General features: G+C 43.5%; 21 protein-coding genes and 3 pseudogenes. 10 read left to right on the plus strand and 14 right to left on the minus strand.

All coding sequences use genetic code 11. From position 1 onward, the window contains the following. Positions 1-682: 682 nt before the first annotated feature. Both DFR44_RS09230 and katG read right to left on the minus strand, forming a co-directional pair. Positions 683-1,126 carry a nuclear transport factor 2 family protein gene (locus DFR44_RS09230; protein ID WP_133621289.1) on the minus strand — a complete coding sequence of 148 codons (444 nt, stop codon included), beginning with the start codon at positions 1,124-1,126 and terminating at the stop codon, positions 683-685. 303 nt (positions 1,127-1,429) lie between these two features. Further along, a complete protein-coding gene (gene katG, locus DFR44_RS09235) occupies positions 1,430-3,637 on the minus strand; it encodes a catalase/peroxidase HPI (RefSeq protein WP_133621290.1) in 2,208 nt (735 codons plus the stop codon). A 191-nt stretch (positions 3,638-3,828) separates the two neighbouring features. Between katG and DFR44_RS09240 the strand changes: the two are divergent. After that, positions 3,829-3,954, plus strand: a pseudogene (locus DFR44_RS09240) (ATP-binding protein); the annotation flags it as partial. Positions 3,955-4,213: 259 nt separating this feature from the next. Here DFR44_RS09240 and DFR44_RS09245 read toward each other — a convergent pair. From DFR44_RS09245 to DFR44_RS09275, 7 genes are all read right to left on the minus strand, one after another. Next, positions 4,214-4,462, minus strand: coding sequence for a hypothetical protein (locus DFR44_RS09245; RefSeq protein WP_133621291.1), 249 nt, complete (start codon positions 4,460-4,462; stop codon positions 4,214-4,216). Positions 4,463-4,731: 269 nt separating this feature from the next. Next, a complete protein-coding gene (locus tag DFR44_RS09250; RefSeq protein WP_133621292.1) occupies positions 4,732-5,688 on the minus strand; it encodes a hypothetical protein in 957 nt (318 codons plus the stop codon). A 97-nt stretch (positions 5,689-5,785) separates the two neighbouring features. Then, the gene (locus DFR44_RS09255) at positions 5,786-6,490 is read right to left on the minus strand and encodes a DUF1281 family ferredoxin-like fold protein (RefSeq protein ID WP_133621293.1); all 705 of its coding nucleotides are present in this window, start codon (positions 6,488-6,490) and stop codon (positions 5,786-5,788) included. A 94-nt stretch (positions 6,491-6,584) separates the two neighbouring features. Further along, on the minus strand, positions 6,585-6,986 hold the full coding sequence (locus DFR44_RS09260) for a phosphoglycerate kinase (protein WP_133621294.1): 402 nt from the start codon (positions 6,984-6,986) through the stop codon (positions 6,585-6,587). Positions 6,987-7,089: 103 nt separating this feature from the next. Further along, positions 7,090-8,013: an ArdC family protein gene (locus DFR44_RS09265; RefSeq protein ID WP_162845229.1), complete on the minus strand. Its 924-nt coding sequence runs from the start codon at positions 8,011-8,013 to the stop codon at positions 7,090-7,092. A gap of 203 nt (positions 8,014-8,216) precedes the next feature. Continuing rightward, positions 8,217-8,459: a hypothetical protein gene (locus tag DFR44_RS09270; protein ID WP_133621296.1), complete on the minus strand. Its 243-nt coding sequence runs from the start codon at positions 8,457-8,459 to the stop codon at positions 8,217-8,219. A 701-nt stretch (positions 8,460-9,160) separates the two neighbouring features. Next, a complete protein-coding gene (locus DFR44_RS09275; RefSeq protein WP_162845230.1) occupies positions 9,161-9,658 on the minus strand; it encodes a DUF3577 domain-containing protein in 498 nt (165 codons plus the stop codon). 306 nt (positions 9,659-9,964) lie between these two features. On the opposite strand from DFR44_RS09275, the pseudogene DFR44_RS09280 reads away from it, so the two are divergent. Continuing rightward, positions 9,965-10,246: pseudogene (locus DFR44_RS09280) on the plus strand (DDE-type integrase/transposase/recombinase); the annotation flags it as partial. A 450-nt stretch (positions 10,247-10,696) separates the two neighbouring features. Next, positions 10,697-10,960: a hypothetical protein gene (locus DFR44_RS09285; protein WP_133621299.1), complete on the plus strand. Its 264-nt coding sequence runs from the start codon at positions 10,697-10,699 to the stop codon at positions 10,958-10,960. A 168-nt stretch (positions 10,961-11,128) separates the two neighbouring features. On the opposite strand, the gene DFR44_RS09290 is transcribed toward DFR44_RS09285, so the two are convergent. After that, the gene (locus DFR44_RS09290; protein ID WP_133621300.1) at positions 11,129-12,121 is read right to left on the minus strand and encodes a ParB/RepB/Spo0J family partition protein; all 993 of its coding nucleotides are present in this window, start codon (positions 12,119-12,121) and stop codon (positions 11,129-11,131) included. 1 nt (position 12,122) lies between these two features. Continuing rightward, positions 12,123-13,265, minus strand: a complete 1,143-nt coding sequence (locus tag DFR44_RS09295) for a ParA family protein (protein ID WP_133621301.1) — start codon at positions 13,263-13,265, stop codon at positions 12,123-12,125. A 354-nt stretch (positions 13,266-13,619) separates the two neighbouring features. Between DFR44_RS09295 and DFR44_RS09300 the strand changes: the two genes are divergently transcribed. Next, positions 13,620-14,882 carry a replication initiation protein gene (locus DFR44_RS09300; RefSeq protein WP_133621302.1) on the plus strand — a complete coding sequence of 421 codons (1,263 nt, stop codon included), beginning with the start codon at positions 13,620-13,622 and terminating at the stop codon, positions 14,880-14,882. A gap of 58 nt (positions 14,883-14,940) precedes the next feature. Here the strand turns inward: DFR44_RS09300 and DFR44_RS09305 are convergent. After that, positions 14,941-15,486, minus strand: a pseudogene (locus tag DFR44_RS09305) (transposase); the annotation flags it as partial. Positions 15,487-15,541: 55 nt separating this feature from the next. Then, positions 15,542-16,300, minus strand: coding sequence for a SprT-like domain-containing protein (locus DFR44_RS09310; RefSeq protein ID WP_133621304.1), 759 nt, complete (start codon positions 16,298-16,300; stop codon positions 15,542-15,544). A gap of 137 nt (positions 16,301-16,437) precedes the next feature. Here DFR44_RS09310 and DFR44_RS09315 point away from each other — a divergent pair, with 137 nt between their 5' ends. The 5 genes from DFR44_RS09315 (at position 16,438) to DFR44_RS09335 (ending at position 19,721) form a co-directional block, all read left to right on the plus strand. Continuing rightward, a complete protein-coding gene (locus DFR44_RS09315; RefSeq protein WP_133621305.1) occupies positions 16,438-16,995 on the plus strand; it encodes a LexA family protein in 558 nt (185 codons plus the stop codon). A gap of 11 nt (positions 16,996-17,006) precedes the next feature. Then, positions 17,007-18,275, plus strand: coding sequence for a Y-family DNA polymerase (locus tag DFR44_RS09320; protein WP_133621306.1), 1,269 nt, complete (start codon positions 17,007-17,009; stop codon positions 18,273-18,275). 185 nt (positions 18,276-18,460) lie between these two features. Continuing rightward, on the plus strand, positions 18,461-18,772 hold the full coding sequence (locus tag DFR44_RS09325) for a hypothetical protein (protein WP_133621307.1): 312 nt from the start codon (positions 18,461-18,463) through the stop codon (positions 18,770-18,772). Next, positions 18,765-19,049 carry a type II toxin-antitoxin system RelE family toxin gene (locus tag DFR44_RS09330; protein ID WP_133621308.1) on the plus strand — a complete coding sequence of 95 codons (285 nt, stop codon included), beginning with the start codon at positions 18,765-18,767 and terminating at the stop codon, positions 19,047-19,049. Before DFR44_RS09325 ends, DFR44_RS09330 begins: the two co-directional genes overlap by 8 nt. Positions 19,050-19,439: 390 nt before the next feature. After that, positions 19,440-19,721, plus strand: coding sequence for a hypothetical protein (locus DFR44_RS09335; RefSeq protein WP_133621309.1), 282 nt, complete (start codon positions 19,440-19,442; stop codon positions 19,719-19,721). Between the two features lie 116 nt (positions 19,722-19,837). Here the strand turns inward: DFR44_RS09335 and DFR44_RS11810 are convergent, their stop codons facing one another. Further along, entirely contained in the window at positions 19,838-20,128 is a 291-nt protein-coding gene (locus DFR44_RS11810; protein ID WP_133621310.1) for a helix-turn-helix domain-containing protein, read from the minus strand. Between the two features lie 71 nt (positions 20,129-20,199). Between DFR44_RS11810 and DFR44_RS09345 the strand changes: the two genes are divergently transcribed. Then, positions 20,200-21,396, plus strand: a complete 1,197-nt coding sequence (locus tag DFR44_RS09345; RefSeq protein WP_133621311.1) for a J domain-containing protein — start codon at positions 20,200-20,202, stop codon at positions 21,394-21,396. Positions 21,397-21,456: the final 60 nt, after the last annotated feature.

Raw genomic sequence — 21,456 nt, forward strand, 5'->3', positions numbered from 1 at the left:
ATAAACTTATCCACAGGTGCAACCCAATTTGCGCCTTTAACTGCCTGGTCAAATTTCAACGCGCACTCATGGTCAGTTTTACTCGAGCAACAACAGCGATGATGCAGATGCACGTGCGCGCATCATAGAATTGGCTATATCGATTGGTTTTAATGCCGTCAACATGGGAAATTTGCATACTGCACGTTACTTAGAACCTTTTGCAATGACATGGATTCACTTGGCAATGAAGCAGGGTATGGGGAGAGACTTTGCCTTTGGGCTCATGCAGCGTTAAACTAACTTTTCATGACCAAAAGCACCCTGTGTGGAAAAAAAAGACAGGTGCTGTTGGTTTAAATGAAAAATTGCTCAACTATTTTAAACGCTATCGATTCACTTTTGGGTCATTCAAAATGATGAACGAGGCCAATTTCTGTGAAGACTTGCAGTATGTATTGACCACCTGTACGAATTTAAACGTGTTCAGGCGGTCAATTTTAATTGCATCCAGTACTTTGCTAAAAGCAACTCAGTATTTATAACAGCTTCAGAAGGTGTCTTGTTCAACGATCTAATGCCTCACAAGAATGAGTCTAACAAGATGCCAATTCTTAGGACTATTTAGCTTCTTCACTCTTCCAATCTAAACACTCTAGGCTGGATTACAGGGGCATTATTTTAAACCATATTATCTGAATAATTACCAAGGCAAGTTTTTATTCAAACGTTCTTTTGGTATGTCCTGACAACTGTCCCAGTGTTCTACAAACTTGCCATTTTTAACTCTCAACATATCAAAACATGTTTGCCCTATATCTTGAGGATTAATTCGTGTGACACTAAAGTTCACCAAAATGTCATTTTCTACGATGATTCGCTTTGACTCAACCTTAAATTCGGGGAACTTCTTAAAGAAACTAGTTGCAAAAGCTTTTAACCCCTCACTACCATCAGCACCTGCACTATGCTGAATATAGTCCTTAGCAAAATACCGATCAATTGCACTTATATCATGATTGTTCCAAAGCTCTTGATTAACAGCCTCAGCAAGTTTTCTCATGCTCTCAGGAGAGTCTTTAGCTTGGGCTGTTATACTTGAGATACTAAGAATTGCAGCAAATACTGTAATGATTCGTTTAAACATATTATGTCCTTTCAAATATTAAAAAGGGAAGCTTTTTTCGTGTCCATCATTAATTAATGACGAAAACACAAAGCCTCACTTTACTCGTATTCCATAGGCGGATGGGTGTTTGTCCTTTGCAACCACCATATTGAGTATTTTCACTTATGATTTGTAAAGTCCAGTGCGAGCCGTATCAATTTCTCTTTGCTATTACATAATATAATGATACGACAAGTCTTAGACTGTTTAGCCGCTTTACTCAGCAAATGCAACAGTGTTCAAACTTCCGTCTGCATTTATGCCAAGAAGCTAAACGAAAAATCATGATAAATCAAAGCGATCCATATTCATCACTTTAACCCACGCCGAAACGAAGTCTCGAATAAACTTCTCTTGGTTGTCCTTTTGCGCGTAAACCTCACACAGTGCGCGCAGTTGCGAGTTCGAACCAAATACCAAATCCACACGCGTTGAAGTCCACTTGAGCTTACCTGTTTTTCGGTGTCGACCTTCAAAAACTTGAGCATCAGATGATACAGGTTTCCATTCAGTGTCCATGTCAAGCAAATGGGTGAAAAAGTCGTTTGAAAGCACCTCTTCACGGGTTGTGAGAACGCCGTGCTTAGAACCATCAGCATTTGCACCCAATACACGTAGGCCGCCTATGAGTACTGTCATTTCAGGAGCACTCAACGTGAGCAGTTGCGCCTTGTCAATTAACAGTCGTTCTGCAGGAATGCGATAGGTGGTTTTTTCATAATTGCGGAATCCATCGGCTTGTGGTTCTAATACACTGAACGATGATACATCGGTTTGCTCAGGAGACGCATCCATTCGCCCTGGTGTAAATGCAACCTCAACTAAGTGCCCCGCATTTTGAGCCGCTTTTTCAATTGCAGTGCAGCCAGCTAAAACAATCAAGTCTGCCAACGATATTTTTTTGCCATTCAACGCTTTTTGATTAAAAGCAGTTTGTATGTTGTCCAGTGTGCTTAGGACCTTTGCCAATTGTGCTGGTTGATTGACAGCCCAATCTTTCTGTGGTGCCAATCGAATACGTGCGCCGTTTGCTCCACCTCGTTTATCCGAACCACGGAAAGTTGAAGCAGAGGCCCACGCAGTAGAAACCAATTCGCTGATAGTGAGACCGCTACCCAATATCTCTGCCTTAAGCATTTCGATATCTTTTGCATCAACCAATGGATGGTCTACGACAGGGATCGGGTCTTGCCAAATCAAGTCGGCTTTCGGTGCTTCAGGACCTAAATACAGGGGTTTGGGTCCCATGTCACGGTGAGTTAACTTGAACCATGCTCGGGCAAACGCATCGGCGAATGCAGCTGGGTTTTGATGGAAGCGACGCGAAATCGGCTCGTAAATTGGGTCGAATCTCAATGACAAATCGGCCGTAGTCATCATCGGCGCATGTTTTTTAGATGAGTCATGCGCATCAGGAATCATGTGTTCAGGGCGGCAGTTTTTAGCGGACCATTGATGTGCGCCCGCTGGGCTTTTGACCAACTCCCATTCGTAACCAAAGAGCATATCAAAATAACCATTGTCCCATTGAGTTGGATTGGGCTTCCAAGCGCCTTCTATACCGCTCGTGGTCGTGTCCACACCTTTACCTGAGCCGAATTGATTCATCCAACCCAAGCCTTGAGCCTCTAACGGCGCGGCTTCAGGTTCTGGCCCCACGAGCTTTGGATCTCCTGCGCCATGTGACTTGCCAAATGTATGTCCTCCCGCGATTAACGCAACGGTCTCTTCATCGTCCATAGCCATACGTGCAAACGTTTCTCTGACATCTCGTCCTGATGCCACAGGATCAGGGTTGCCATCAGGTCCCTCTGGGTTAACATAAATCAGTCCCATTTGCACCGCGGCCAGTGGATTTTCTAGTTCGCGCTCGCCACTGTAGCGACTATTAGGTTTATCGCTGGTCGCCAACCACTCTTGTTCAGCGCCCCAATAGATATCTTCTTCGGGTTGCCAAATGTCTGAGCGCCCACCTGCGAAACCAAATGTTTTAAATCCCATTGATTCGAGCGCGACATTTCCCGCTAAAATCATCAAGTCAGCCCATGAAATGGCATTGCCGTATTTTTGCTTTATGGGCCAAAGTAGGCGGCGTGCTTTATCCAAGTTTCCATTGTCTGGCCAACTATTGACTGGGGCAAACCGCTGATTACCAGTTCCAGCACCACCTCGACCATCCGCCGTGCGGTAAGTGCCTGCGCTATGCCACGCCATGCGAATGAAAAGACCACCATAATGCCCCCAGTCAGCAGGCCACCATTCTTGAGAGTCGGTCATTAAAAACTCAAGGTCTTTTTTAAGAGCCACGTAGTCTAACTTTAAAAAAGCTTCTTTGTAATTAAAACCTGTGTCCATCGGGTTGGACGATGGGGTGTGCTGATGAAGGACCTTGAGGTTGAGTTGATTGGGCCACCAGTCTTTAGTTGAATGCATACCATGGACGGCGGCGGCTCCAGCAGTGGAATGAAACGGACATTTTTCAGTGTTCATCGGACTCTCCTTTATTATTTTGCATTAATTCTTTTTAAGTTAAGCAAAGTGTAAAATTATCTCATCAGCATATAACTTTAAATTACAGTGCCTAGGCAGCATGGAAACTTTGATTTAGCTTTCCAAACCTGTCTGGAATTATACAACCAAAATCATCCATTAATTTAATCAGCCCCTAAAGCTCTGAGCGGTTGACTGGGGCTTTGCTCGACAGACTTACCCATCATGCCCATATCCTTGAAATGAATGGCGACAGCTACCGACTTGAGGCGCGTAAACGACGCAAAAACGATAAGGAGGCTAATTTGGACGGTTGATTGAGCTTATGCAGTCGGGATTTGCGATACAATCCCCAACGAGGACTTCGGTCTATTTTTTTAATGCTCAGTGGCTCAACTTTACTCCGTCATCTGGCTCAATTTTAGTGTGCGATTTACATTCCTTTGTTTTTAACTCAAAATATTGATTAAAAATATGATTATGGAGAACCAATTGCTGTATTTTGCGAATATTTGGTTTGCGCATAAAAAAAACCCAGCCACGCGGGCTGGGTTAGTCATTAAGACACGATTAAATTCAAGCCTGAGCAGGGAAAAATTCGAAGCGCATCGACGCTTCCATTCCCCTCACCCAGTCCACCAGGTCCTCACGGTACAGACTCATACTCCAAAACTCTGTTGCCACAATGACCTTGTTATTGGGGTCTTCATAAGCATTCATCATTGCGTCAAACGTCATGTCTTGTGGGTAGTCATCAAAGAAAAACATCATCACAAAACTCTCGGTTCGGCTCAATACGCCGTCGGTTTCATTATTCACACTCATGGTGCAACTCTCCATCAATGAGGGATACACCATCCCCTCGGGAATAATGTATCCCAGGGGGTTAAAGTCAGCATTGATTGTGTCAATTTATCCACACAATGGACATAAATCACTTGCCAACTTGTTTAGAGCTGATTAAAATCCAACTCATGATAGTCGAAGCAGGACAAGTTTGTAGGGGTACAAACCCCTGCTTGCCGTATGACATCTCCTATAGCACACCATCCACCGCAAGGTGGATTTTGTGTTTTTGGAGCATGCGCCCTACTCTACGCGGCGTGTTCAGTGTCAGGATAAATGCTGCCATTGACACTCAGCCAGTTTCGACTCATGCCGTAAGTCTCCTCGATGGAATAGCCTGAGTGCTTGCAATCCGAGTCATCAATAAACAATCCAAACGTTGGTTCTGAATACGTCGGCGGCTGATTCGCTAAATCAACCGTAAAGGCTTGAGATAGCTCTGCTTCCCATATCGAACCCGCACCCACTGCTGAGCTGAAGAAACCCACCTTTGCCCCCGCAGGGATTTGAATGAGTCCCTTAAACTTCAGCAACTCATCGACGGCCATCTTGAACACAAACGTCAATAGCGCGGGTCCTGAAGATAACTCCTGATGCTCTTTATACACATCCAACGCTGACAGTAAAGGCCGTCCACGATACACGTTGGTCACGTCACGGCACTCATAACCCTGGTCGAGTACGTCCAATACGTCCGCGTAATCTTTAGGGTTAATCCGTAACACACGTAACACATCAGCCAAATAAGACTCATTCAAGTCAACCACCTTGCCCTCGCAATACGCACTGTTAATGCAATCGTAGTTAGAATACATCTCCAACCGCAAAACGACGTCATCGGTGTACCGAGCCAAATCCGCAATCGGCGTAGACGCATTACGCTCTTGCACCTCATACCGCAGCTCATCGCGCCAATCATCTTCCTCAGCCTCCAGGTGAGCGATGAGCTCGGCTTTAGTGATGCGCAAGGCCCTGGCCATATCATCTAACGCTTCATTGATATAGTATTGCTCTGCGTCCCACGTGCACCAATCGAGCTCCAACTCATATAACGCATCTTGCGAACGCTCAGAACCATTATCGCGCACGATGCCCTCAAGCACGCGCACAGGAATGGAATCGTCGTAGTTCACCTCATGCAAATACACCTTCTCAGGTAAATGGTGTTTGAGTTGCTCAACCCATGTTTGAATTAAAACAGTCATTGTGAATCTCCTATAAAAGCGAGACACACCATGCCCCGAGCGGGATAGGTACATCCCGCTGGGGTTAGTCAATTAAAAATAAAACAAAGTTTTGGTGCTAATTGTCCTGGTCCACCTCAAAATCCTGATCGGTATAACCAAAATAAGTTTTTAAGGTGGTTCTTACATCTGCATCGTTGTCCCCATAGGTGAGGCAACCATCAGACCATTCAAGCACACCCGCAAACCAACACCCTTCTTCAGCGTAAGCCAATCTAAAGTTCAATTGAGGGAACTGCTCAGCCAAAGCTTGAATCACAGGTATGGGCGGACTCCAGGCCGTATCAAAGATCAACTCATTGTACTCATTGTCTTCAAAGTGCATGGCCCCCCATTTAGTACCCCAATAATGCAAGCGCCAATCATACCAATCCCTAAAACCATACTGCTTGTGGTTTCTGTGATAGTAATGTCCCTCAAGCAGACACTGTCGACCATTGCGGGTTTGCCTAAGCAACCCTATAAATTCATCAACCGTATCAACTTGTGGGCATGGCCATACCAACTCTCTGTGATACTTTTGCATCAAATCACTAATCGATGGCGGCTCTTTACCTTTGGCTGTATGTGGATACAACAATTGGCTGGTCAGCTCAGTCAAACCGCCTGAAGTAATATCAAGTGATTTGGGCATGGGCACAACCACATTGAAGTCTAAAACGTAGTTGCCTTGCTCATTGAAGCTGTACATCTGTTGCTTGAGAAGAATAATGTCTTGTTCGTTCCCTGAAATCTTTAACTGGTTTTGGCAATAGTTCGGCATTAAAAGCTCCTTGTCGATAAAAAAACAGGCCAATGGTGCGGTTGCAATCCATTGGCCTTTGTTTTGTTAATCAAATGATGTCAAATCACTGTCATCACCACCACGCATAGTAGTAAATCCGATGACCTTGCTCAATGAGCGCCAGGGCTTGACTCACAAACTGCAAGTCCCCCTCACGCTCACTGCCGTCGCTTTCACCATAAAAGAATCCTATGGTGTGAGGCAAACGATTCATCTGAATATCGACCTTTAACGCCTCCAAGTCATCACGGTTCAGATGAAGTGCATTGAGATTAAATTGAGGGTCTAATCCCCCTTTCTTAAAATACAACGCCTCCATCCAGCCGTGTAAGTTCGGGTGCTTACGCCAGTAAAACAGCTCATCTGGCAAAACACCATCCTTAGTGGCTTCTCCGTTCATGACTCTTGCATCCACTTCACTCAAGTCAGTGACTAAATCGGCCTTAATGCTCTTGGCGTACATATCAAGTCCCATGGTACAACTCCTATAAAAATAGCGAAATGTCCCATGCCCCGAGTGGGATAGGTCCATCCCGCTGGGGTTAAAAACAGTTAAATATTAAACACAATCGACACACCTAAGCTGCTTTGCTGTTGAGTGACACAGCAGACTCGGTGAGCAAGTCAAACGCCTTTTGCGCTTGTGCGGCCGCAGTAAAGATGGCCTTCTTGTCATTACGCAACACCTCAAGCCAAGACTTGATGTATGCCGCATGGTTAGGCAAGGTTTTAGCCTCAATGCCAATCGCGCCACACAAGAACGCCGCGCCGATTTCAGCCACCAACTCCTCAAATGCGTAATTGTGATTCCCAAAACGCATTCGAGTGAAGTTTCGGTTCAATCTTGAAGAATGGCCCGTCCAGTGAACCAACTCATGAAGAGCGACACTGTAAAAGCCCTCAGCCGATTTGAACTGACTGCGCATGGGCAACGTGATGCAATCCTTCTCAGGCGAGTAAAACGCAACATTACCCTTCTGCTCAACCCAATTGGCACCTGAATCATTAAGCAAGCGTTCAGCTGCATCAATTCCCTCCAAAAACCCTGTCCCCTGTGTTTGAATCTCAGGAATGACATAGCCATCGAGTTGAGACACATTGAACACAGGGTAATACTTTAGAAACATCTTCATCTCAGTCAACGTCTCAGAAGTGTCGACATCGTCCTCGCTCTCGATAGTCTTGTCGTAGACGCCATATCGAACAACGTAGGTTGAACGTTCTCCTGGTTTAACAGGTGTACCGTTCTCCAACGCTTGTTTAAACGTCATCCAAAGATTAACTGGATAACGCTTCCTAAGAGCAGCAGCACCTAAGATCAAGACATTGACCCCTCGATACACATTTCCAGAAATGGGGTTTTGAGGGCGAAACGTCGGGAATGGGTTGACCCAGGCCTGTTCATACTCACCGCAATCTTCCAGCATTGCAATGATCTGATCCGTGACCTCCTGGTGAATGTCACGTTTGACCGCTTGAGCCATGTGTTTAGTTGTTGTCATGATGTATCTCCATAAAAAGCGAGATACACCAAGCCCCATACGGGATAGGTATATCCCGAGTGGGTTTAAGTTATAAAAGCTCACGCATCCAGTACATAAACTGAACGCCCCTAGTCGAGGTGAGCACTAAGGGTTCAAGTTGAGCTATGACATCATAAAAGCACTGCTTTCGTTATGTCCTAGCTCACCAGGTTACATCACACTCACACAATCGTGTAGGTCCGAGATTCGGCATCTACACGAAACGTAAATGTACCGTCCCTTAAAGCATCCTCAATTTCTGTACGGTAGAAATTGAAGTTGAGACGATTGTTTACAATAAGCTTCACAGGTTCTTCGTCCTTTGCGGCTTGAACATGAACAACCCAATCGGTTGCGCCTGATTCAATTCCCCACACAGGAATGTGTTTAGCTTTCAGTATGTTGTTTAATAATACCAGTGTCATGACATGCTCCTAAAAGATACAAAAAAGGGACATGTCATCCCCAATGGGAAAATCATGTCCCATTGGGTAAGCACAACTCGCGTTGTGCTGATGTAAAAAAACAGCCATAAATGACTGTATATATGCCTCAGCAATGGTTTAACCCATTGGATTTGGTCGAGTGAGGCACCAAATCACGATCGTCAGACTGGACAATCAAACAGTGTTACGCATTGCAAACTACTTTGGCTTGGATACTCAATGAGTATCCAAAGAAAGTATTCTGTAATACTTCAAAAAAAGCAAAAGGTTATGGAGGCAACGCCTCGTGTTTAAAGAAGACACCCTGTACCCTGCCCTCGCATCAAATGACGGGCTTGGTCAATCAGTTCATGTGAAGACAGGAATGTAAAGGGAGGTGAGACCTACACACTGGGTGAGCGAGCAAAGCTAGCTTCCAATAGTAGGTCTCGTGCTTTGATATCTACAACCATCAAAACGCAGTTTAGCGCATCTATAGCGCGTGTTCATCTTTTCAGTGATGAACGAGGTCAAGTAGTAAGCGTCAACAATGAACAACATCATTCATTGCCCTGGTCGAGTGACGCACCAGAGGGTGTGATCGTTTTTACTGAACGAATCAAAACAGTGAAAACGGTAGCCAAACAAAACCCCCATAATATAAGAGCATCCAAGGGATGTCCACATTATGAGGCTTTGTATTATGCTGCTTCTGTTTCAGAATCTGTTTCAGATTCAGATGTAGAATCACTTGGAACGTCTTCAGTGGAGGCTGCTGGCGTTATTTGTGATTCTGTTTTTGCGTCATAGTATTGTTGTCCGTCTACTTTAATGGTGTGTACCTTAAGCAAACGACCTTTCAATACAGGTTTGATTTCTTCTTCTGGTGTACCTTTATTGGCAATCCAATAATCGGCATGAAAATCACCAATTTCAACTGAGCCAAAGATTTTAGTGTCTTTTGAATCACCAAATTCTTGAATCAATTGCTGAATCAATTCTTTAGCTTTAGTGCCTTTAACGACTAAATTAAAACGACGATATTCAGGTGCATCTGCATCGCCATTCAACGCGCTAAAATCCAAAGCCAAATATTCGGGTTGTTTTTTGCCTTTACCTTGAACAACACGTAAGCGGTTAAAATAACCAACAACACGAGTTGTCATATCGAAGTATTGGGCAGTTGTAGTTTGTGTCATGATAAATCTCCTTAATGTTAAAAACAAAAAAGCGAGATATATCAGACCCCAGGACGGGATAGAAATATCCCGCATGGGTAAGTATGTTTAAGCCTTAGCATTGTCATAAAACAATGGTCTAGTCGAGTAAGGCACTAGTCAACACGTCAGACGTGTACATGTAAAATGTACTGAATATAATACTCTTGTTTAAACGGTTGTCAAGAACTATTCAAATGGGATAAATTGATTAGTGATAAATTTGTTGCAAAACAGTCAAATTGAATAAAATTCGATAATGGTTCGTCGAATATATTTAAACTCTATTACTATTACAGAGCTGTTGATAAGAATGGGTTAACAATCGATTTCTTGTTGAGCAAAAGACGCGATAGAGTTGCCGCCATGCGCTTCTTCAACAAAGCCTTCAAACAGCACGGCTTCCCTAAAACAGTCGTGATGGACAAAAGCGGTTCCAACAAAGCGGCAATCGGCAAAATCATAGAAGATAAGCACCTTGACATCAATGTGAGGCAAATCAAATACCTCAACAATATCGTTGAGCAAGACCATCGTGCCATTAAACGAATGGTCAGACCCATGCTTGGCTTATTGGTCGTGAATCAGCGGGGCTTTATCACAGAATGAAGTACTATAATTACGTTCTGCTTGTGCTTTGTTTTGAGCTCTACATTGCAGTTCCCATTTATTTGCCCGAGTACTTTATAATTTTTTTCTTCGCACTTTCGGCTTTTCTCTATTCAATACAAATCAAGCATTACAAAAAGTATTTTTAATTACTGGCAGGGGGAATTCATCCACCGTTAGTGGTTCTAGTAGAACATACGGCATTGCGGGCGCCATTGAAAGCGCATTTGCTTGATGGCGCAGGGTAGGGGAATTCATCCACCGTCAGTGGTTCTAGTAGAACATACGGCATTGCGGGTGCCACTGAAAGCGCATTTGCTTGATGGCGCAGGGTAAGGGGGATTCATCCACCGTCAGCGGTTCTAGTAGAACATACGGCATTGCGGGTGCCACTGAAAGCGCATTTGCTTGATGGCGAAGGGTAGGGGGATTCATCCACCGTCAGCGGTTCTAGTAGAACATTCGTCAGTGAGGGTGTCACTGAAAGCGCATTTGTTTGATGGCGAAGGGAGGGGAATTCATCCACTGTCAGTGGTTCTAGTAGAACATACGGCATTGCGGGTGCCACTGAAAGCGCATTTGCTTGATACCGCAGGGCAGGGGGATTCATCCACCGTCAGCGGTTCTAGTAGAACATTCGTCAGTGCGGGCACCACTGAATGCTCATTTGCTTGATGGCGCAGGGTAGGGGGATTCATCCGCCGTCAGTGGTTCTAGTAGAACATACGGCATTGCGGGCGCCACTGAAAGCGCATTTGCTTGATGGTTCATGAGAACCTTGAATAATAGAAAAGGCTCTGTTTAATCCAGAGCCTGTATCTATTGTCGTAAATATCAAATATGTTATTTTAATTGTTCGTTCAAAAAATCCGTGATTAACTTTTGTGCTCTTGATGCCAAATCCTCAGAAGTAAAATCAATTTGAATCGATTTTCTACGCTTCATATGGATAGTGCAGTAAGTAACATCACCATTCTTTACAACGTTTTGCTCTTCTGTGTTTTCTGATGCAGAGTTATCTGCGATTTTCAATGAAGATTTAACAAATTTGATTGCCTGCTTTTGATCAAACTCACCATTTGCCAACTTCGAAATTGCATCTGTTACAATCTCAGCATGACCATTCTTGACGAATGCTGACAACTCTAATGCCGCATTTGCCCCCAACAATGAGACGTTCTTTTCCAACATAGCGTGTACTTGAATTGGCAAGTGAGAAAAAGACATGATTTTAGTTACTTGCGAGCGAGATAAGCCAGATAGATCGGCCAATTTATCATGAGAAATTCCCTTGTTTTGGGCTTGAATCACACAAAAGCCAATGTATTTTTCGTAATCTGGTAGTGCTGGCTGGAATAAATTTGCATAAAACGCATTAATTTCAGCGATATTTTCATCGGTGGTTGCAACAAATGCAAGAATGCTTTCTCGATTTAATTCTTTAAATGCTGCAACTCGATTATGCCCAGAAATAATTTCATAGTTATCAGCCCCGACTCTTCTTACAGTAATTGGAGTTACTAAATCATTATTTGCTAAATTGGCCTTTAATTCTTCAAATTCAATTGCAGATAAATTTCTTCGTCTTCCCTTTATTTCAACCAATTGGGTCAAAGGAATATCCAAGCAAATACCATGCGAGCTCTGTATTAAAGTAAGTTGTTTTCTCAACTCATCAACTTGATCTTCTGCAGCTTCGATTCGCTGCACTCCTTGCATAAACATGACTGGAGCTGACTTTGGAGCTCTATGTTCTTTCGTAATTTCCTGTTCACGCGGCTTAATGTTCTCTGTCTTTTTCAAAAGCTGGTCGTAAATACCCTTACCTTTACTCATGTTAATTTCTCCATGCTAATGCAAGCTGATCTACGACGAAATCAGCCAGTTTATCTAACGGTTCTTTGTATCGTTTATATGCTTCGACACTGCCATCAGGACGGCTTAGATCATAAATCGTCTTCAACTGTGCACTTGCTGTTCTAGCTGCAGTGCTCTCAGGTATCTCAATACCGTTAACACAACTACCATATGCTTGTGACATCCATGTTTTGACTAATCGGGATATTTCGTTATTTTGCACTTTTGTGTAGACAACAGTTATGAAGTCATACACTTTATCTTTTGCGTCTGGTAATGAGTCAGTTAGCTCAGAGAAAATCCCCCAAAATTGAACACTTGATGCAAAATCTAATGCATCTGGAGGACATGGCATTATCAAACCATCTGCCGCAATCATTGAGTTTACTGTCAGGTGTGAAAGAGAAGGGGATGTATCAATCAAAATAAGATCAAACTCTTTACGTAGCGGCTCAATACCATCTTTTAATACTTCCCAAAATTTGAAACCTCTTTGTTCCATTGCCTTCGCGGGTAAAACGAATTCAGCAGATAATAGGCCACTAGATGCTGGAATGACGAACATATTGTGCCAGTAAGTTTGTTGGATTGCGTACCAAAGATTTGGTTGATCACCATAGATATATGGCATTATTGTATCTTCTACATCGACATCTTGTTCAGGGCTTATGCCACATAATTGAGTTGCCGTACCTTGGCCGTCACAGTCGAGAATTAAGACTTTTAATCCCCGTAGTGTTGCAGCTTGTGCAATAGAAACTGTAGTGCTTGTTTTTGCAACACCTCCCTTGTAGTTGCATACAGCAACCACTCTGCCTTCTTTATGTTCAGGCCTTTTTGGATATGTGCCGATATTTTTTACCCAAGTAATTGTTTCTTCAAGCGAATACTCTTTGGCTTTTGATCCTTCAGATTTTGTGCCCTGGGGTAGCTCATGCTTTAACGTTAGGTATTTAATTTTAGATTTATCAACGTTACATAGTTCTGCTATTGCAGCAGAGTTAAAAGTTGGAGCTAATTTCCTTGGATGCGGTTCGATCATTGCTTCACGAACTTGACTTAACACATCAGCTGCATTGCTTGCCATTGAATCTAAGTCGCTCATTTTGACATTTGTAAACATATTTCCCTTTTGTGTTGATTTTCCATATAATTCAGAATATACTGCAAATAAGGAAATTAAACAAGAGTTTGTTTTGTTTTTATTTGAGAAATAGCAGCAGCAAACATGGAATCTGATAATTCGCTCAACCTTCCCTTCTTGCTGCTCTTTTATTTTATTTGAAAACTTTAGGCTAGTAAAATTGCAGTGCAGTAGGGGGCTACAGTTATATTCGGTGGATGAATACCCCCTGATTAGTGGATATATTCCCCCGGCAAAGTAGATAAATCCCCCTTTTGGGTGGATGAATTCCTTTTCCGAGTGTATAAAATCCCCCATGCTCAACCATTGCAAAACTCATTCAACGGACAAATTATGGCCTCAATTATCCCAAAAAAACGTCAAAGCCCTATAATTAAGACGCCTCAAGCGTTAATACATATTCGCCATAAAATTTCTATACTTCAATACAAATATTGGATTCTATTTGTAAGGGAACTCCGTGAGCAGTTTGAAAATGTTCGCCCTGCAGATCAAGATGGGTTTAGATATATTTCAATGGAAAAGATTTCAGATGCATTAGGGTACGTGCCCAAAAAATCAGAGATCGATAAGGATCTAAGGGCTTTAAAGAATGAGGATATCACATGTAACTTGCTTGAAAAAGACGGTCAAACAGTTCTATATGGAGCAGGTTTTATATCTGAATGGAAAGTATCAAACCAAAAAATATCATTTAAATTGCCCTCATTAATCGAAAACGTAGTCAGAGGCTTGCATGAACCCAATGCAATTTTTCAGCTTCTTAATTGGTCTGTTTTCAATCATTTTACTGGCAAGTATGAAGCAATAATTTACAAGCTCTGCAAAGATTACGTTGGAGTAAAACAAACTCCTTACATGACTATTCAAGAGTTTAGGAATTATATGGGTCTCAAGGATGAGGAGTATAAAGAGTTCAAAGACTTCAACCGTGTGCTAATAACAAACCCATGCAAGAAGATTAATCAAAGTGAAATATCAGATATTGAAGTAGAAGTGGAGTATGAAAGAGTCGGGCGATCCGCTATTGGTTTGAAGTTTCATGTAGCTAATAAGCATCGAGTTTCATTACCTGTACCAGAGCTAGAATCAAGCAAAGCATTCAGATTTGCCAAAGTCACCATTGAATCAGCAACACAAAAAGAATACTTGGCAATGCGTTCATCTGAAGAAATTGAACTGTGCATAGAACGTGCGAATGAATACGGGGTTACTAAGGAGAAAAAGGGCGTTAAAATCAGAGAGTATGGTGCGTTGTACAGAAAAGCAATTACTGAAGGATGGCATACGTCTCAATTGCAGAAAAAACAAATTGAAGCTGCTGAGAATTTGAAATCTGAAAGAAGCGCTTCAGAACAAGCTGAAATAACCATCAGAAATAAGTTGTACGAAGAAAAGCAGGTTATTGAACGAGAACAGCTGTTTATGATTTTCGATAACTTACCTGAATATGAGAAAGAAAAATTGAGAGATATGTACAGTAAATCACTATCAGAATTGACACGGCCATACTTTAAAAACCAAGGAGAAAGATCAGCGATGCACAAAGTAAATTTCATTAATTTTGTAAAACCGTTTATTGAAACTTTCAAATAATATGACATTTAGCTTTTAAATTATTTTAAATAATATTATTTTCTAATGAACTAATCGCTTGATCGGTGAATGTCAGTGAATCAATGCGAACGTATCGGCCTTGTTTCTTATCGTTAAGACTCAATGCTGCCAAACGGTTGCATTTGAGCGCGGCGATGAAGTGCTTGTGCTTTTTAACGATGTGCTCGAAGTTCTCGCTTGCGCTGAACCACGAGTCCATCAGGACGTAACGAAACTTGAGTTGGTTTTGCACGCATTGGTCAATCATGGCACGCATCATTTCGTTTTTGGTGACGTTGCTTTTGCGCTTGACTTCGTGTGTTTCAAGGTCGCAATAGGCGTGTTTGTGTACGAGTTCAAAGGCGACTGGTATCGAAACGTCATCGCTGTGGTACAAGGTGTTGAGCAGGTTGATGCCTTTGACGTTGCGCCCTTTGTTGTGGTCAAAGTGCCAACACATGATGTCATTTTCATCGGTGTATTCCTTTTCGATGATGGTGTCGTCAAAGATGAGTGCTGCGTCGTCGGTTTCAATTTGACGAACGATGCTTTTGACGTGCAGCCACAACTCTTTTGAGGTGTAGTCGTGCGCAGATAGCAGGCGGTACAGTACGAACAAACGTATAGAACGAATATCGCTTTACCAACAGTTTAAACATTTACAGCTGCATCTCAAACATCCCATTACACTCACAGCAACGAACCTGAATATTGGGTTTTGCCCAAATGTTGATGTCGCAATCACAGGTGTACTTGACACGGGTTTGCTTGACATCAGTTGGCTCATGAATAGTTTGTGGTTGTGGTCGCGGCTCTACCATCGCGTTGCTGTTATTAGCAATGAGCAGTGTCGCCTCATTGGGTAAACCTTGCAATTGATTAGCATAACAGTTTTGTCCTGAAACCACCGCCACCGACGGTGGGAATCGATCATACCAAGACAGCTTAAAGTGTTCGTCAAGCAGACCCGCGCAAGTCTTGAGGAACAAACCGCCCTCGATGGCGTAGTCCGCCATACTGTCCCCCGTCTTTGCACCACCAGGCTGGCCAGTGGAGGAGGGCATCAAACCGATTCGCTCCATTTTGTCGGCCCATTCTTTATTGTGATACCGTCCACGTCCAGGCTTCCCAAAATGAAACTGCCACAAATGCACCATCTCGTGCACCAGCGTTTGCATGATTTCAATCAAGGGTGACACGGCAAAGTAGGATGGATTAATCGCAATCTCATCGGTCACAACCCCTGATTGATTGGCAAATCGTTTGGCCGAGAAATAGCCGCAGGTGTTCTTCTCGCGCTGAAGGGTGATGAGACAGTAGGGCAGTTGGCCGCCAAACAACTTTTGTTTAAAGGTGTCATAAGCCCATTGAAGTTCATCATAGGCTTGCTTGGTCGGTGTTGTATTGGTTGAGGCCATGTTCGTTGTGAGTACATGCTGTTAAACATACTTTGTATTGTACAATACAATTAATAGGCTTACCCACAATAACGGACATCATTTTTGAAATGTGGTTATACTCATGAAAATTAAAACATATTTCAAAGGTGGCTAAAATGTCCAACAGAAATCACGGCGGCGCACGCCAAGGCGCAGGGCGCAAGAAGGGCGAAGAGACAATTACCAAGCGCGTGCCCATCAAGCTGGTCGACCATATCGACAAAGTGATAGCAGCATATAAAGGCAAATTACCTGCTGATGTCATGCAAGTCATGGCTAAAACACACATGCAAATCCCTTTAGCCACCGAGGGTGTGCAAGCGGGCTTTCCATCGCCAGCTGCGCCTTACCTCGACGACTATATCGACTTGAATGAGTATCTCATCAGCAATGCGGCCGCAACCATACTTGTCCGCGTCAAAGGTCAATCGATGACTAAAGTGGGTATAGATGAGGGAGATATCCTTATTGTTGACCGCTCAGTTGAGGCGTTACATAACGATATTGTGGTCGCCGAATTCGATGGGGAGTTCACTGTTAAGCGTTTGGTGCGCACAGCCACAGGTGTTGAACTTCACCCTGAAAACGATGACTTTCCGATTCTACGCCCTGGCTATGGCAGTGTCATTACCGTAGTGGGTGTGGTGATGAGCGTTGTTAAACGGTTTAAATAAGGCGCTAATTGATGTTTGCTCTCATCGATGGCAATTGCTTTTATGCGTCTTGCGAGCGTGTGTATCAGCCGAGTATACGCAACAAGCCTGTCATTGTGTTGTCGAACAATGATGGCTGTGTTGTTACACGCAGCGCAGAAGCCAAGGCGGCGGGCATTAAAATGGGTGAGCCGTACTTTAAGATCCAAGACATCGTGCGCCAGTATGATGTACAGGTGTTTTCAAGTAACTATGAGTTGTATGGCGACATGTCACGACGCATGATGAAGAGCATAGCCACTTTAGTGCCGACCACTGAAGTGTATTCAATCGATGAGTGTTTTGCGGATGTGGGCGGGATGCAACGACTGGTTGATTTGAATGAGCTTGGCCATCAAATCCGCAACCGCGTACTGCAATGGGTGGGAATTCCGACTTGTGTCGGCATCGCGCCCACCAAAACTTTGGCTAAGTTTTGTAATCACTTGGCCAAACGCCATCGCTATTTCAAAGGCGTGGCTAACTGGAGTGCTTGGGATGCGGATATGCAAGCGCGCGCACTGAATAGCGAGCCTGTGACAGAAGTGTGGGGCATAGGGCGGCGCATTGGCCAGTCCTTAAACGAGGTGGGCATTGAGACGGTCGGTGATTTCACACGCGCCTCGAGCGCCATGCTTCGACAAAAGTTTGGTGTCGTGGTTGAGCGAACCCAACGAGAATTGCAAGGCGTGTCGTGTCTTGACATGGAAACCATTAAACCCAAGCGTCAGCAAATCATTCGTAGTCGAAGTTTTGGGCAGCCTGTTTGTGATTTGACAGGATTGCGCTCCGCCATATCGCACCACGTTTCTGAAGCAGGGCGAGAATTGCGCGAGGAGGGCGGTGTTGCCCATACCTTGCAGGTGTTCATTCAAACCAATCGTTTTAAGTTGGAATTGCCACAACATTACGGTTCGGAGTGTGTGCAGTTGACGTCGGGTACATGTGATACGCTTAGAATCAATCACATGGCTCAAAAGGCATTGGAACGTATTTACAAAGCAGGATTTGAGTACAAGAAGTGTGGAGTGATTCTAAGCGGCATTGAGTCGGCTGATCAGCAACAACAATTGGATTGGCTCAATCCAGGGGATTCAGAGCAGCGTTTAAGGTTGATGAGTTGTGTGGATGGTTTGAATGCACGCTTTGGTCGTGATGTGCTGCAATTGGGTACGGAACGAATGAATACGGATTGGCGGATGCGCCGCGATAAACTCAGCCCAAGAGTTACGACCCGTATCAATGAATTGCTACACGTTTAAAGGTCCTGTTGTATTGGCAGCAAAAGCATGTCAATGTTTCAGCAATTTAATGCACTCGTGGCATAATTTTGCTTGAATCAAAGGTGATGACTAATTTGTGGACGCATTTTGGATTGATTCGGCCGATTTTACTGTTAGCGCGACATAACCCCCTACAAAAATGTCGCTCCTATTAATAATGGATTTTGAAAATTGAACTTGCATTAATCGCCAAAATAGCTAAAATGGCTATGTATGTATCATTTAACATTTTTGAGGATATCGCAATGCTCACACTCACATCATCCGAAGCGCAAAACACTTTCGGTAGCGTCATAGACAGATCACAACGTGAAATCGTATCGGTTACACGCCGTGGACGGGTTGCAACTTTAGTCATGTCACCACAGGTTTTGGAGGACTATGTGGACGGTATTCTTGCGATGCAAGCCGAACGAAACGGTATGCTGACCGCTGAGGAATCCGAAGCAGTATTAAACAAATTCCGCCATGCTTAAAATCATCATTTCCAAAGATGCCTCATTGTTTTTAGACAAAATACCGCTAAAGCACGCTGTACAGATAACCAAGAAAATAGATTTGTTGGCTCAAGACCCTAATGCTTTACCTACCGTAAAACTTGAAGGCTTTAACTCATTGAGACGCGCAAAATCGGGTGAATATCGGTTGATTTACCGTATTGAAAATGAGGTTTTGACGCTTCATGTTTTGAAAATTGGCAAACGAAATGGGAGCGAAGTGCACAAGAATCTTGACCATTTAGACGACAGTTAGTCCGTTTATGCAAATCCCCAAACGCCAAAAAGTAGATGTGATACAACAGAAAACAACTCTCGAACCGAAGTGTTAAAGAAGGCCGCGCAAATTGCCACAAGTGCTCCAGCATTATCTAAAGAGTGAATTCAAATCGTTAAAAACGATATATACTATCAAACGGTAAGTTTACAATGCGCTTTTCCCAGGCTGCAGGATTATAAGTGTTTTCTATCGCAATATAATGCGCAGGGATGCCCAGCTTTATCCGAGGCTGACGTGGCACAAATCGCGGAAAGTGTTAAAAATAATATCAGCTCCAAACTATCCAACCTCGGCAGACCCAATTTTTGTGCTGGAGAATCCGATTATTGGAATAAGTTAGACTCACAACCATAAGGAAAAACAAGCATGAAATATATTCTCGCTATTTTTATCGCGTGCTTGGCATTGACCGCTCAAGCAAAAACCTACGGTTCATACGGATATTCGACGTACAAACCGACAAAAAGCTATTATTGCGCAGGTTGCAACACACAAGACCATTACGTTCGACCAAGTGTGCGAAAAAATGGCGAGTATGTGCAAGGGTATATGAAAACCAACACCAACAGAACCCGCGTTGATAATTTCACCCAATACGGTAACATCAATCCGTACACGGGCAAACGAGGCACAAAGCGCGGCTATTAACTGCGTGAGGTCTAATCGTTTAAAAAAAATCCGTCAAAATGACTGATTTGGGGTCATGACAGAAAAGGGTTTTGTTTCGAATAGTCAATTGATTTCTGGGTGGCTAGACTTTACGCTTACACCGCCTTGAGTGTTGCAGGGCTGATTCGCTTAGCGTTGCGGCTGCCTTGGGCTCTCGTCTGAGCTTGCCTGTGCGCTTGCTTGTGGCGATAACCACGCTGACCTGCATTGCGCTTTAATTCTCGTCTTATCGTAGCGGGATGACGGTCAAGCTCTTCTGCTATTCTTGCTTGGTTGTAGCCAATTGATTTGAGGGCTTCTATCATGTATCGTTCTTCTTGGCTTAAGTGCGCTCGGCTCATGGCAACTTTCGGTTTGGCAATTGAAAATAACCATGTGCTGGCCACACTTGGCCTTCTCAACCTGAAAGTTGCATTTCGTACTTTAATTCACCGTCTAATTCACCTATTAACACATAATGAGTACTTATTACGAAACTCTTGGCGTATCACAAACAGCACCACAAGAGGTTATTAAAGCCGCATATAAAGTATTGGCACAGAAATATCACCCCGACAGGAATGCCAATGGCCCGAATACAACAAAAAAAATGCAGCTTATCAACGAGGCATATCGCATATTGTCGAACCCTGCTGAACGCGCAAAATATGATGATGAATTGCTCAATCAAAGGCAGCAGAAACAGCGAGACGAAAAAGCTAAAGCCGCAGGGAATGAGCGACAAAATGCCTATGCGTCACAACAACGGCAACGTCAAACTCAAGAATCAAATCAAGAGCAATCGAATAGATGGCCAAACGAACCCCAGCCTCAAACTCCAAATGCAGAAAACAAGTCAAAGTTTTGGGAATGGATAGCTAAACCATTCCTTATTATTCTTATATCGGGGACTGTAGCTAAAGGCTGTGTTCACGCAATAATGACGACACCTACGCACCATTATGTACCCCCACCCACTGTGTCCCAACCGCAACAAGTACAAGCGCCGATTGTAAGCAACCCGATTCAGACTTCAATTGTCGAGCAACAAAGTGCGCAGCCAATAAACGCACCTTTTGTTGAACAGTATCAACAGGCAAAAGTGCGTAATGACACTTCACGCGACACCATCAATCAAGTATGGAATAACTTACCCGCATCCGTTAAAAGCGGCGGTTTATCCAATCAAAAGCAATGGATACAAAGCAAACAAACCAAATGCGGAGTCGTTGACCAAAAGCGTCAAACATATATTTCATTCAATTTTTTTGCATCTGATGTTAATCTTCCCACTGAAATTCAGTTGTTAGACTGTGACACAGCAGAAAACAACGCTCGAACCGAAGTGTTAAAGCAAGAGGCACAAGTTGCCACAAGTGCTCCAGCATTATCTAAAGAGTGTGCTCAAATCGTTAAAAATGACATGTATTATCGAGCAGTAAGTTTAGAGTGTAAGTTTCCCAAGCGGCGCGCAGACAACTATTTTTCATCGCAATATAATGCGCAGGGATGCCCTGCTTTGTCCGATGCTGATGTGGCGCAAGTCGCTGAAAGTATTAGAAGCAATATCAATTCCAAATTATCCAATCTAAGTAGACCCAATTTTTGTGCGGGTGAATACGACTATTGGAATAAATTGGACTCGTCAGTGAACGCGCAGCAAATTCTTGGCTGAACGAACTCATCGCGAGATAAATAGGAGGCTCTGTTGCATTAAGGTCAAAATTGACCGAAA

Source organism: Hydromonas duriensis (assembly GCF_004363775.1).
Classification (GTDB): Bacteria; Pseudomonadota; Gammaproteobacteria; order Burkholderiales; family Burkholderiaceae; genus Hydromonas; species Hydromonas duriensis.